14 protein-coding genes and 1 tRNA gene are annotated in these 12,518 nt (G+C 62.8%); 11 read left to right on the forward strand and 4 right to left on the reverse strand.

What is annotated here, in order from left to right; all coding sequences use genetic code 11:
- The first annotated feature begins 1 nt into the window (after position 1).
- The 3 genes from AADW23_RS16015 (at position 2) to AADW23_RS16025 (ending at position 5,183) form a co-directional block, all read left to right on the forward strand.
- A complete protein-coding gene (locus tag AADW23_RS16015) occupies positions 2 to 382 on the forward strand; it encodes a hypothetical protein (RefSeq protein ID WP_341861943.1) in 381 nt (126 codons plus the stop codon).
- A 284-nt stretch (positions 383 to 666) separates the two neighbouring features.
- Positions 667 to 4,107 carry a pyruvate carboxylase gene (locus tag AADW23_RS16020; RefSeq protein ID WP_341861944.1) on the forward strand — a complete coding sequence of 1,147 codons (3,441 nt, stop codon included), beginning with the start codon at positions 667 to 669 and terminating at the stop codon, positions 4,105 to 4,107.
- A 242-nt stretch (positions 4,108 to 4,349) separates the two neighbouring features.
- Positions 4,350 to 5,183, forward strand: coding sequence for a metallophosphoesterase (locus AADW23_RS16025; RefSeq protein WP_341861945.1), 834 nt, complete (start codon positions 4,350 to 4,352; stop codon positions 5,181 to 5,183).
- Positions 5,184 to 5,249: 66 nt separating this feature from the next.
- On the opposite strand, the gene AADW23_RS16030 is transcribed toward AADW23_RS16025, so the two are convergent.
- Positions 5,250 to 6,227 carry a hypothetical protein gene (locus AADW23_RS16030; RefSeq protein ID WP_341861946.1) on the reverse strand — a complete coding sequence of 326 codons (978 nt, stop codon included), beginning with the start codon at positions 6,225 to 6,227 and terminating at the stop codon, positions 5,250 to 5,252.
- 177 nt (positions 6,228 to 6,404) lie between these two features.
- On the opposite strand from AADW23_RS16030, the gene AADW23_RS16035 reads away from it, so the two are divergent.
- The 4 genes from AADW23_RS16035 (at position 6,405) to AADW23_RS16050 (ending at position 8,619) form a co-directional block, all read left to right on the forward strand.
- Positions 6,405 to 6,479, forward strand: a tRNA-Gly gene (locus tag AADW23_RS16035).
- A gap of 231 nt (positions 6,480 to 6,710) precedes the next feature.
- Positions 6,711 to 7,298 (forward strand): imidazoleglycerol-phosphate dehydratase HisB, encoded by a 588-nt coding sequence (hisB, locus tag AADW23_RS16040; protein ID WP_341861947.1) that lies wholly within the window; start codon positions 6,711 to 6,713, stop codon positions 7,296 to 7,298.
- 69 nt (positions 7,299 to 7,367) lie between these two features.
- Positions 7,368 to 8,006: an imidazole glycerol phosphate synthase subunit HisH gene (hisH, locus tag AADW23_RS16045; RefSeq protein WP_341861948.1), complete on the forward strand. Its 639-nt coding sequence runs from the start codon at positions 7,368 to 7,370 to the stop codon at positions 8,004 to 8,006.
- Between the two features lie 172 nt (positions 8,007 to 8,178).
- A complete protein-coding gene (locus AADW23_RS16050; protein ID WP_341861949.1) occupies positions 8,179 to 8,619 on the forward strand; it encodes a hypothetical protein in 441 nt (146 codons plus the stop codon).
- A gap of 77 nt (positions 8,620 to 8,696) precedes the next feature.
- Here the strand turns inward: AADW23_RS16050 and AADW23_RS16055 are convergent, their stop codons facing one another.
- A complete protein-coding gene (locus AADW23_RS16055; RefSeq protein WP_341861950.1) occupies positions 8,697 to 9,086 on the reverse strand; it encodes a DUF2147 domain-containing protein in 390 nt (129 codons plus the stop codon).
- A gap of 146 nt (positions 9,087 to 9,232) precedes the next feature.
- On the opposite strand from AADW23_RS16055, the gene hisA reads away from it, so the two are divergent.
- The 4 genes from hisA to AADW23_RS16075 all read left to right on the forward strand — a co-directional run bounded on the left by hisA (position 9,233) and on the right by AADW23_RS16075 (position 11,437).
- Positions 9,233 to 9,949 (forward strand): 1-(5-phosphoribosyl)-5-[(5-phosphoribosylamino)methylideneamino]imidazole-4-carboxamide isomerase, encoded by a 717-nt coding sequence (hisA, locus tag AADW23_RS16060; RefSeq protein WP_341861951.1) that lies wholly within the window; start codon positions 9,233 to 9,235, stop codon positions 9,947 to 9,949.
- A complete protein-coding gene (locus tag AADW23_RS16065) occupies positions 9,946 to 10,305 on the forward strand; it encodes a hypothetical protein (protein ID WP_341861952.1) in 360 nt (119 codons plus the stop codon). Before hisA ends, AADW23_RS16065 begins: the two co-directional genes overlap by 4 nt.
- A 65-nt stretch (positions 10,306 to 10,370) precedes the next feature.
- Complete coding sequence (gene hisF, locus AADW23_RS16070; RefSeq protein ID WP_341861953.1) at positions 10,371 to 11,132, forward strand: imidazole glycerol phosphate synthase subunit HisF; 762 nt, start codon at positions 10,371 to 10,373, stop codon at positions 11,130 to 11,132.
- On the forward strand, positions 11,129 to 11,437 hold the full coding sequence (locus AADW23_RS16075) for a phosphoribosyl-ATP diphosphatase (RefSeq protein ID WP_341861954.1): 309 nt from the start codon (positions 11,129 to 11,131) through the stop codon (positions 11,435 to 11,437). The genes hisF and AADW23_RS16075 overlap by 4 nt, the downstream gene beginning before the upstream one ends.
- Positions 11,438 to 11,543: 106 nt before the next feature.
- Here AADW23_RS16075 and AADW23_RS16080 read toward each other — a convergent pair whose 3' ends face one another.
- Positions 11,544 to 12,014, reverse strand: coding sequence for a CoA-binding protein (locus AADW23_RS16080; protein WP_341861955.1), 471 nt, complete (start codon positions 12,012 to 12,014; stop codon positions 11,544 to 11,546).
- Between the two features lie 180 nt (positions 12,015 to 12,194).
- Positions 12,195 to 12,515, reverse strand: a complete 321-nt coding sequence (locus tag AADW23_RS16085) for a hypothetical protein (RefSeq protein ID WP_341861956.1) — start codon at positions 12,513 to 12,515, stop codon at positions 12,195 to 12,197.
- Between the last annotated feature and the right edge of the window lie 3 nt (positions 12,516 to 12,518).

Here is a 12,518-nt window from a genome sequence, read left to right on the forward strand (position 1 = left end):
CATGACCGAAGCCCAAGCCATTGCGATTCTATGTGCCATGTTGGGCGGGGAAGCTGAGCACCGGGCGCCCTATAGCCTCCACGCGGTAGATAGCTACGTCCGGGTTGATTGCATCACGGACACCCACGCGATTGAAATCGGGCTGGATCACACCCGCGGCGCCTATGACAGCCTGCATCAGGCGACGTTCAACGCCCTGCTGACGGGGCGCGACCCGATGGTGATCCTGATCGACACTGATAATATCGAATCCCAATACGAGTACCAGATCGGGGCGGTGGCCCGCGCCCATGGGGTGGATTACGCGGTCTGGGATGAGCATTTTCTGATCCGCTGGCAAATGACAGCGCCTTTTCGCGCCCGGCTTCGCCCCAAAAGCTGACGCGACCAGCGTCCGAGGTGAGGCTGCGTCGCCCTTGTCCTGCCTCGCCTGCTTCGCATAAAGGGCGCTGCCCCCCCCCCGCTCGCCCATAAAACCTGCGCTTGTCCGGCTTCATGGCGGAATAAGCGGGCATGGCCCTGCACGGTGACGGGCACATTGAACAGACCGCGTTTAACGCGGCTCATTACACCGACCCCGGCGGCTGTTGATCAGGACGGGCATCTACTTGCCCTTTCACACACATCGGTCCAAGAATGCTGCAACTGCATCCTAGGAGCGTTACAATGGCCGAATTCCAGAAGATCCTCATTGCCAATCGCGGCGAGATTGCGATCCGCGTCATGCGCGCCGCCAACGAGATGGGCAAGCGCACGGTCGCGGTCTATGCCGAGGAAGACAAGCTGAGCCTGCACCGGTTCAAGGCGGATGAGGCCTACAAGATTGGCGAAGGTCTGGGCCCGGTCGCCGCCTACCTTTCCATCGAGGAGATCATCCGCGTTGCGAAACAATGCGGCGCCGATGCGATCCATCCGGGCTATGGCCTTTTATCCGAGAATCCGGATTTCGTGGATGCCTGCACCGAGAATGGAATCACCTTCATCGGCCCCAAGGCCGAGACGATGCGCGCCCTTGGCGACAAGGCCTCTGCCCGGCGGGTGGCCATCGAGGCCGGCGTTCCGGTTATCCCTGCGACTGAAGTGCTCGGCGACGACATGGACGCGATCAAGGCAGAGGCGGCAGAGGTCGGCTACCCCTTGATGCTCAAGGCTTCCTGGGGCGGCGGCGGTCGCGGGATGCGGCCCATCGCGTCGGAGGATGAGCTGGAGGAAAAGGTGCTGGAGGGCCGTCGCGAGGCCGAGGCGGCGTTCGGCAACGGCGAGGGTTATCTGGAGAAGATGATCATCCGCGCCCGCCATGTGGAGGTGCAGATCCTTGGCGACAGCCATGGCAACATCTACCACCTGTACGAGCGCGATTGCTCGGTCCAGCGCCGCAACCAGAAGGTCGTCGAACGCGCCCCCGCCCCCTACCTGACCGACATGCAGCGCAATGAGATCTGCCTTCTGGGCAAGAAGATCTGCGAGCATGTGAACTATGAATGCGCGGGCACCGTCGAATTCCTCATGGATATGGACACCGGCGCATTCTACTTCATCGAGGTCAACCCCCGCGTGCAGGTGGAACACACGGTGACCGAGGAAGTCACCGGCATCGACATCGTCCGCGCGCAGATCCTGATTGCCGAGGGCAAGATGCTGGCCGCCGCCACCGGGGTCGCCTCTCAATACGATGTGAAACTCGACGGCCACGCGCTGCAGTGCCGCGTGACGACCGAGGATCCCACCAACAACTTCATCCCCGATTATGGCCGCATCACCACCTACCGCTCGGCCACGGGCATGGGCATCCGGCTGGACGGCGGCACGGCCTATTCCGGCGCCGTCATCACCCGCTACTACGACAGCCTTCTGACAAAAGTGACCGCCTGGGCCCCCACGCCCGACGCCGCCATCGCCCGCATGGACCGGGCCCTGCGCGAATTCCGCATCCGTGGCGTGTCCACCAACATCGCCTTTGTCGAAAACCTGCTCAAGCACCCGACCTTCCTGAACTACCAGTACCACACCAAGTTCATCGACGAGACGCCGGAGCTGTTTGACTTCCGCCCCCGTCGCGACCGCGCCACCAAGATCCTGCGCTACGTGGCCGACATCACCGTGAACGGGCACCCCGAAACGCAGGGCCGCCCCAAGCCGCCCGCCGATATCAAACCCGCCCGCGCCCCGCGCACCCCGGTCGAGGCCCCGCCCGCCGGCACCCGCACCATGCTGGACGCCAAGGGGCCCGAGGCCGTTGCCGCCTGGATGAAAGACCAGAAGCAACTGCTGATCACCGACACCACCATGCGCGACGGGCACCAATCGCTGCTCGCCACGCGGATGCGCTCGATCGACATGATCAAGGTGGCCCCTGCCTATGCCCACAACCTGCCGGGCCTGTTTTCGGTGGAATGCTGGGGCGGGGCGACCTTCGATGTGGCCTACCGCTTCCTTCAGGAATGCCCTTGGCAACGCCTGCGCGACATCCGCGCGGCCATGCCCAACATCATGACGCAAATGCTGCTGCGCGCCTCCAACGGCGTCGGCTACACCAACTACCCCGACAACGTGGTGCAGGGCTTCGTGAAGCAGGCGGCGGAAAGCGGCGTCGATGTCTTCCGCGTCTTCGACAGCCTCAACTGGGTCGAAAACATGCGCGTCGCCATGGATGCCGTGGGCGATGCCGGCAAGATCGTCGAAGGCACGATCTGCTACACCGGCAACATCCTCGACCCTGCGCGCGCCAAGTATGACGTTCAGTACTACGTTGATATGGCAAAGGAATTGGAGAAATCAGGCGCCCATGTGCTTGGCCTCAAGGACATGTCCGGCCTCCTGCGCCCCGCCGCGGCCGAGGTCCTCGTCCCGGCCCTGAAAGACGCCGTGGACCTGCCCATCCACTTCCACACCCACGACACCGCAGGTAGCGCCTGTGGCACCATCCTTGCCTGCTCCGAGCATGGCGTTGACGCCGTCGATTGCGCCATGGACGCGCTCTCGGGCAACACCTCTCAGGCCACCCTTGGCACCGTGGTAGAATCCCTCCGCTTCACCGAGCGCGACACCGGCCTCGATATCTCCGCAATCCGTCAGATCTCGGATTATTGGGAGGCCGTCCGCGCCCACTACGCGGCGTTCGAATCCGGCATGCAGGCCCCCGCGTCTGAGGTCTACCTGCACGAAATGCCTGGCGGCCAGTTCACCAACCTCAAGGCGCAGGCCCGCTCCATGGGGCTGGAGGAACGCTGGCACGAGGTGGCGCAGACGTACGCCGATGTGAACCAGATGTTCGGCGATATCGTGAAGGTCACGCCGTCCTCCAAGGTCGTGGGCGACATGGCCCTGATGATGGTCTCCCAAGGCCTGACACGCGCGCAGGTCGAAGACCCCGCCGTCGATGTCTCCTTTCCCGACAGCGTCATCGGCATGCTGAAAGGCGATCTGGGCCAGCCGCCCAACGGCTTCCCCTCCGGCATCGTCAAGAAGGCGCTCAAGGGCGAAAAACCCAATCTTGAGCGTCCCGGCAAGCATCTGGAACCCGTGAATATCGAGGCCACCCGCGCCGATCTTGCCGCGCAACTGGATGTCGAAATCGACGACGAGGACCTGAACGGCTACCTCATGTACCCCAAGGTGTTCACCGATTACGCCACCCGCCATCAAGAATACGGCCCCGTCCGCACCCTGCCGACGAAAACCTTCTTCTATGGCATGGATCAGGGCGAAGAGATCGAGGCCGAGATTGACCCCGGTGTCACGCTGGAAATCCGCCTCGTCGCCATTGGCGAGACCAATGACGAAGGCGAAGTGCGCGTCTTTTTCGAGCTCAACGGCCAGCCCCGGACGGTGCGCGTGCCAAACCGCCTCGTCTCTGCCGCAACCGCCAAACGCCCCAAGGCCGAACTTGGCAACCCCAACCACATCGGCGCGCCGATGCCGGGCGTTGTCGCCTCCGTCGGCGTGCAGGCAGGACAAGAGGTGTCAGAGGGCACGCTGCTTCTCACGATCGAGGCGATGAAGATGGAAACCGGCATCCACGCCGACCGCGACGCCGTGGTCAAAGCGGTCCACGTGACACCCGGCGGCCAGATCGACGCCAAGGACCTGCTGGTAGAGTTGGAATAACGCAGCCCCTCCTCGCTACGCTCCTCGCAGCTGCCCCTCAAAGCGCCGTGGCCTCCCGCCCTGGCGCTTTTTCCTGGCCTGCCTCATAAGCCTCCCCCCGTTTCGGCGCGCCACGCTCCTCCTTCATCTTGGCCAATACAACTCAATCCCTCCGCCTGACCCAGACGCCGCACCCCCGTCTTCGCCTGTGTCCCTCAACTCTTCCCCTTGCCCAAACACCAAGCTTCCGCCACCCTCTCTCCATGAATAGCCCCTTCGACAAAGCGCTGATCTTTACCGATCTCCACATCACCCCTCCCGGTGAAACGATCATCGGCCTCGATCCTCTGGCGCGCTTTACCCAAGGCCTCACCCACGCCCTCGCCCGCCACCCCGATGCGCAACACATCATACTTCTGGGCGACCTCACCAACACCGGCGACCCCGCCGAATACGCTCGCCTCGCCCCCGCTCTCGCCGATTGTCCGATCCCCGTGACCGTCACCATGGGCAACCATGACCTGCGCCAACATCTCACTGCCGCTTTCCCCGATGGTCTCAACGCCGATGGCTTCGCCCAGCACGCGCTGGACCTCGGGCCCCTTCGCCTGCTGATCCTCGACACCCATGATTACGAGAACCGCGCGCCCCTGGAACAGGACGGCTGGCTTTGCCCGGTGCGGCTGGCGTGGCTGGATACGGAGCTGGCCCGTGCCGCGGCCGACGGGAAGGACGTCGTGGTTTTCACCCACCACCCGCCCTGCCCCGTGGGGTTCTGGGCGATGGACGCGATCGGGCTGGCCAATTCCGACGCCCTTCTCAGCCGCCTTCACAGCGCCCCTCACGTAAGACACCTGATTTGCGGCCATATTCACCGCACCATCCACGCCAGCGCCTCGAACCCTGCGGGCGGTGGCTTGCCGCTCACGATCCTGAAAAGCCCCTGCCACCAGATCCCGATGATCCTGGGCCAAGGCACCTTCGCCGACAGCGTTGATGAGCCGGGCGCCTATGGCATTCTCTTGGCGCTGAAAGACACGGTGGTGGTGCACACGGAAGACTTCGCGCTGTCGGATGGCACCGTGCTTTCGTACTGATCCCGAAACGAAAAAGGCCCGGATCACCCTCTCGGTCATCCGGGCCTTCGCTTGCGTGGCGCTAAGCTATTGCAACGTCACATCTGCGACGTGGGTATCGTAGAAATAAAGCTGATATTCCCCCGGCGCGCCGGATCCGAGGTAGAACATCGTCAGGGTCGTCGTCGGCCCCGCCCCATCGCCGTCCCAGCTGATCGAGTTGCTGAAACCGTTACGGATTGATCCGCTGGTGGACCGGCCCAAGCTGATCAGCGGCAAGCCCTCCGGCCCGACCAAGGCAAAGGCGGTGTTGCGGTTGAAGACCTGATTCTCTCCGGGTTCGTTATCGGTGTCGGCGCCGACAAATGGCGTCATTTCGATCTCGACCCGAGTAATCACCCCAAGACCCGGCACGATGCGCCCGTCGATCGTGTTGCGGCTCACCCGGTCCTCGGTCACCAATTCTGGCGTTGTGGAGATGTTGACGACCTTGATGTCGTAAAAGCTGGCCGCGGCGGGCATTTCCGTGGTCTCTACGGCCAGATCAACCGGCAAACGCAGGGCATCGGTGCCCTCTCCGATCACCAAAGTGGCCGTGGTGGCATCGGCGGGTACGGTGAACACAAGGTTCAGATAGGCGCCTGCGGTCTCATCGGGGAAGTCGCGGGGGCGCCGTGCGGACAGGCTGCTGCCGCCGCGCTGGACGTTGGGGAAGAAATCCACCCGGCCCCAAGCCCTGCGCCCTTCGGTCTCGTTGTCGAGCTGCAATTCGATATCGCTCGAAGAAATCTGGATGCGTTCCAGCTCGTCGCTCCAGGCAACCGAGAAATCCACATCGAGATAAATGAAATCACTGTCCGCCCCAGATTCGTACGTGTGCTGCGCACAGCAGGGTGAGGCCATCTCGGTATCAATGTTGCGCAAAATATCGTGGCGCGTCACCGTCATGCTCGTCAGGGTCAGGGCTTCTGTCTGGGCTGCGGCATCGGTGGCAGGCATGGCCATAAGCCCCGCAAGGATCGCTGCCGACAAGGTGTTAAATTTAAGGGGTCTGGTGAATTTCATATACGGTCTCCAAGTGAGTATACCGCCTTCAGCCCCCCGAAATGAGCGCCAATCAAGCGGTTAAAACAATATGATCTTGCGCGATTATCTTGGTCCAATCCACAGGTTTGTGAAAAGGATGGAATTTCCCTCTTGCACCCTGCGTGAACTCTTATTAGGAAGCGCTCATTCAAGTGAGCGGGCGTAGCTCAGGGGTAGAGCATAACCTTGCCAAGGTTAGGGTCGGGCGTTCGAATCGCCTCGCCCGCTCCAATTTGAACCACTTCTACCCCAGTGGTTTATCGACAGGGTCGCCTTAACCGGCGGCCCTTCGTCGTTTCCGGGTCTTGGCCGATTTCCCTATCGCATCGGCAATCTGTGCAAGGCTGCCACGGCGCCGCCCCCTGCCCCAATCCGGCCTTCCCAGGGCCCCAGCTGCCCCCTATACACAGCCTCGACACAGCGCCGCGGGCCAAGCCCGTGGGCGACGATAGGAGAGGCCCAATGCGCACAGCCCAGATCACCCGCAAAACCGCCGAGACGGACATCTCTGTCGAGATTAACCTCGATGGCGCGGGCACCTACGACAACCAGACCGGCGTGGGCTTTTTTGACCATATGCTCGACCAACTGGCCCGCCACGCGCTGATCGACATGACAGTTCGGTGCTCGGGCGATTTGCACATCGACGATCACCACTCGGTCGAAGATGTGGGCATCGCGCTGGGGCAGGCTCTGACGCAGGCGATGGGCGACAAGCGTGGCATCAAGCGTTACGGCGAATGCGTTCTGCCGATGGACGACGCCCGCGTCTCTTGCGCGCTGGACCTGTCGGGGCGGCCGTTCTTGGTCTGGGAGGTAGAGATGCCAACCCAGAAGATCGGCACGTTCGATACAGAGCTGGTGCGCGAATTTTTCCAGGCCTTCGCCACCCACGGCGGCATCACGTTGCACATTGCCCAAGCGGCGGGTTTCAACAGCCACCACATCGCCGAGGCGGCGTTCAAATCCGTGGCCCGGTCCCTGCGCGACGCGCTAGAGGTTGATCCACGCAAGGCCGATGCCATTCCTTCGACCAAGGGCAGCCTTTAAGGCACACGCGCTGCGGTTGACCTTGGAAACGGGGCCAATCGGCGCCCTCCAGATACGGGAAGCACCCCTATGACAACGGTCCTGATTGATTACGACGCGGGCAATCTGCACTCTGCCGAGAAAGCGTTTCAGCGCATGGCGCGGGAAACCGACGCGGGCCCGCTTGTGGTCTCGTCTGATCCCGACGTCGTGGCCCGTGCCGACCGGATCGTTCTGCCCGGCGACGGCGCTTTTCCGGCCTGCCGCAACGGGTTGAAGCTGTTCGCCGGGCTAGAGGAAGCCCTGCTGGAAGCCGTTGAGGTCAAAGGGAAACCCTTCCTTGGTATCTGTGTCGGTATGCAGATGATGACCAGTTGGGGGCGCGAGTATGAAGACACCGCCGGCTTCGACTGGATCCCCGGCGAGGTGACAGAAATCGCGCCCTCGGACCCGTCCCTGAAGGTGCCGCATATGGGGTGGAACGATCTGGTAATCGACCGCCCCCACCCGGTGCTGGAGGGCGTGAAAACCGGTGATCACGCCTATTTCGTCCACTCCTACGCGATGCAACCGACCCATGAAGGGCATGTCTTGGCCCATGTGGATTATGGCGGGCCTGTTACGGCCATTGTGGGCCGCGATACGATGGTGGGTATGCAGTTCCACCCCGAAAAAAGCCAATCCGCCGGGCTTCGCATGATTGCCAACTTCCTGGCGTGGCGGCCCTGATCGGGCACGCCTACGATCGTGCGACCTCGCGCGGCGCACCTGTCCTTTCAGGCAGCTACCCAGTGACAGCGCCGCCAATATGGCTACCACTGCCGCGCTTTGCGGGTGTCGCCTTTCGCGCCAAGAGGTTAGCCTTCACAGATACGTGATTCATCAACCTCAGGAGCTTCCTTTGATCCGTTTTGCCTTAGCCGTTCTGGCCCTTGTCGGCCTGTCGGCCTGTACGCCCACCACAACCGTTATCTATCCAGAGAACTACACAGCTGCCAATTGCTTCACCGGCAACTATGTCTTTGATCTGGAACTGGAAGTTCCCGTCGCCTACGGTCAGATCATGGCCCTGACCCAGCATTCGCGTGACAACGCGGGCGTGCGCACCGTTTGCCGCCTTGTGCCCGGCCCGAACCCCACGCCGTTTGGCCAAGGTTACCCAATCTATTCCGGCGAAGTGGACAATGGCCGCGACGGTCTGTGCGTCAGCGCCCGGACAACCAACGGCGGCCACGTTCTGTCGTGTGCCTCTTCCTCTCAGGTGCGTCGCGCGATGAACGCCCCGGCGGGCACCCGTGCCTCGACCATCCGCCTGTCGCGTTGGCAACCCTACGGCAGCTAAGCCGCGCCCCTTCGCAGGTATTGAACGACAAAGGGCGGCCCCTCGGGACCGCCCTTTTTTCTTGAAACCTCAGATGCTTATTGCACGCGGGTCCAGTTTTGGCGGGCGCAGATCAAGCCGCCGGCCACACAGCCACGCAGGGTAAGGGCGTTGCCGCTCAGGCTCATCCGGCCGATGTAGACGCGGTTGTTGGATGGGCGCCAGACCGAGCCCTCGTAGGTGCCGTCGCCGTTAGGAACCATGTCGATCACGATCTGACGTCCAAGGTTCGGGGACTGGTATTCGCCGCTGGAATTGAATGTACGGCTGATGGTGCCGCAAACCGCCGCGCCGCAACCGGAAATCGTAACATACGCGTACGAGCCGTCGTCGACCTCGGTTTGCCAAACGCCGTGGGCCGCATCCGCAAGGGCCGCGCCGGTCATGCCGAATGTGGCCAAGCAAGCGGCCAAAAGATACTTTTTCATGTGATGATCCTCCCAAATCTCTCTGGTCAGACCGTGGCTAAAATTGCCCCCTTCTGGCAAGAGTGACGTGGCGGCGGCTGGCCCTTGCGCTGACGCGGCACATGGGGGAAAACCCGCGAAACCTTGCAGACCGAAGGATGCGCCCGATGATCCTCTACCCCGCCATCGACCTTAAAGACGGCAATACCGTGCGGCTATTGCGTGGCGAGATGTCGGAGGCGACAGTCTTCAACACCGATCCCGCCGCCCAGGCCCGGGCGTTCCAGGATGCGGGCTGCCAATGGTTGCATCTGGTGGACCTGAACGGCGCTTTCGCGGGAGAGCCGGTGAACGGTGCCGCGGTCGAGGCGATCTTGGCGGCCACCTCGGTGCCCACGCAATTGGGCGGCGGCATCCGCGACATGGCCACGATCGAGATGTGGTTGGACAAGGGCATCGCCCGCGTGATCCTCGGCACCGTCGCCGTTGAAAACCCCGATCTGGTGCGCGAGGCCGCCCGCGCCTTCCCCGGTAAGGTCGCCGTGGGCATCGACGCGCGCAAGGGCCGCGTAGCGACCAAGGGATGGGCGGAAGAAACCGACGTGATGGTCACCGATCTGGCGCAAGCGTTCGAGGACGCGGGCGTTGCCGCCATCATCTACACCGACATTGACCGCGATGGTGCCATGGGCGGGCCCAATGTGGCGGCCACCGCGGACCTTGCACGCGCCACCTCGATCCCCGTGATCGCCAGCGGCGGCGTCTCGTCCATGGCGGACCTCACGGCTTTGAAGGATACGGGCGTGATCGCGGGTGCGATATCGGGCCGGGCCTTGTATGACGGGGCGCTTGATTTGGGTGAAGCGCTCTCGGCGTTGGCATGAGCGACGCTGCCCTTGGAACATTCCTGTTCCTCGGGCCTTTGTACCTGATCTGCGGCCTGTTTCTTCTGTGGGCCTGGTTCAGCGCCAGTTTCCGGCTGGCGCGTACCTTGCGCTACAGCGCTATTTTCTGGGCAGTCTGGCTGACACTTTGTTTCTGCGCGATGATGTTTGCCATGGGCGATTGTTCGGGGAACTGGCTGTATGGCTTCAGCCAATGCACGACCTTCTCGGCGGACGGGGCGGATTTTGTCGTGACGGTCGCGGCCATAAGCCTCGCGGTCGGCGTGCTTTACGGGGCGCTTTTGCTGGGGGGCGGAGCGATCGCCGAAATCGTAGGTCGCCGCCGCAAACCGTAACGCCCCTACAGCCACGGCTCCTGACACGACTTCCCCCCCGCGCTGCAATCCCCTATGACGTCCCCATGTTGAAAACACGCATCATCCCCTGCCTCGACGTGGCCGAAGGTCGAACCGTTAAGGGCGTTAACTTTGTTGACCTGATCGACGCGGGCGACCCGGTGGAGCAGGCGCGCGCTTACGACTTGGCGGGCGCGGATGAGCTTTGCTTCCTTGATATCAAAGCCACCCACGAAAACCGCGGCACCATGTATGATCTGGCCACCCGCACCGCCGAGCAGTGCTTTATGCCGCTGACCATCGGGGGCGGCGTGCGCACGGTGGATGATGTGCGCAATCTGCTGTTGGCCGGGGCCGATAAGGTCAGCTTCAATTCTGCCGCAGTGGCTGATCCCAGCTGTGTTGCGCGGGCAGCGGACAAGTTCGGCTCTCAATGCATCGTCGTGGCGATTGACGCCAAGACGGTGGCCCCCGGCAAGTGGGAGATCTTTACCCACGGCGGCCGCAAAGCCACGGGCATCGACGCGGTGGAATTCGCCAAAACGGTTGTGGCCCATGGCGCGGGGGAAATCCTGCTGACCTCGATGGACCGCGACGGCACCAAGGCGGGCTTCAACCTGCCGCTGACCCGTGCCGTGTCCGACGCCGTCCCGGTGCCTGTCATCGCGTCGGGCGGGGTTGGCACGCTTGACCACCTTGTCGAAGGCGTGACCGAGGGCGGCGCGTCGGCCGTTCTGGCGGCCTCCATCTTCCATTTCGGCACTTACACAATCGCCGAGGCCAAGCAACACATGGCCGACGCCGGCATCCCCGTGAGGCTCCCATGACCGCGCTGCACCAGCTTTCCGACACGATTGCCGCCCGCAAGGACGCAGACCCAGAGACCTCCTGGACCGCAAAATTGCTGTCCAAAGGCCCGGAGAAATGCGCCGAGAAATTCGGGGAAGAGGCCGTGGAAGCGATTATCGAAGCCGTGAAGGGCGACCGGGAGAAGCTGACCTCCGAGGCCGCCGACGCGCTATACCACCTACTGGTGATGTGCGCCGCCCGTGACGTGTCCCTTAGCGATATCGAAGATGAACTGGCGCGCCGCCACGGCACCTCGGGCATCGACGAGAAAGCCAGCCGATAAGGCGGGGCTTAGCGCACGCAAACACGCGACCCACCCCGCAAAGGTGCGAAAATTGCGTATGCACAAAGTGTGTACAGCCTGTGTACGGCCCGTGACCCCACGCGCCTCACAGTTTCGAGCTGATGATCCCGGTGTTGAACCCACCCATCCGCAGCTCTCCGAACAGGCGCTGATATTCGATCTTTGGGCAACGATCCTGGATCACCGTCAGCCCCGCTGCCTCCGCCTTGGCGGCGGCCTCTGCATGGATCACGCCAATCTGCATCCAGATGACATTTGGCGGCGTTGGCAGCGCAAGGGCGGCATCGACGATATCCGGCACATGCTCGGGCCGCCGGAAAATATCCACCACATCCACCGGCCCCGCCGCAGCCAGATCGGCCACGACGGTTTCGCCAAACAGCTCTTTTCCCACATGGACCGGGTTCACCGGCACCACGCGAAAGCCCTTCAATTTCAGGTATCGCGCCACGTAATGGCTTGGCCGCACCGGGTTGGGCGACACGCCAACGCAGGCAAAGCTGCGCGAGGTGCGCAACACATGGCGCAACAGATCATCAGAGGGAGTCGTCGTCATGCCCCTACTCTACCAAACAAAAAAGACGCCCGCAGCGGATTCTCACCGGCGGGCGCAGTTTCGGAACGAGGGACAGATATGGGCGCGCAGGGTTCCGTCCCGCGCTGCCTGATTCCTATATGGGGCCTGTAACTGTTTCTTGAAGGTCGGCAACGAAAACGTGATCGCGCCGGGAACGGCCTAGTCGAAAATGTCCTCGATCACGTCAAACGCCTCTTCCAGCGCCTTCTTCCAAATCGACGACCGCCTCTTCTTTTTCTTGCGCCCTTTCTTGGGCCGCTCTACCGCCCGGTCCTTCGGACGATGGCCGTGGGGGGCAATTGTTTCCGGGGATCGTTTCACGCCCTCGCGCCGTGCCTCGGGCGGCTTCAGCCACTTCATCTCGTGCAGCGGTGCCCCGCAGGCGCCACAGGCCAGTTCATGCCCCTCCCGCGCGGTCAGGCGCAGGGTGCGCCTGCGTCCGCAGTAACAGCAGGTTGCGATCTTCGTGGCATGGGGCATCGG

Origin of the sequence: Gymnodinialimonas sp. 57CJ19 (assembly GCF_038396845.1) — a bacterium.
GTDB lineage: Bacteria > Pseudomonadota > Alphaproteobacteria > Rhodobacterales > Rhodobacteraceae > Gymnodinialimonas.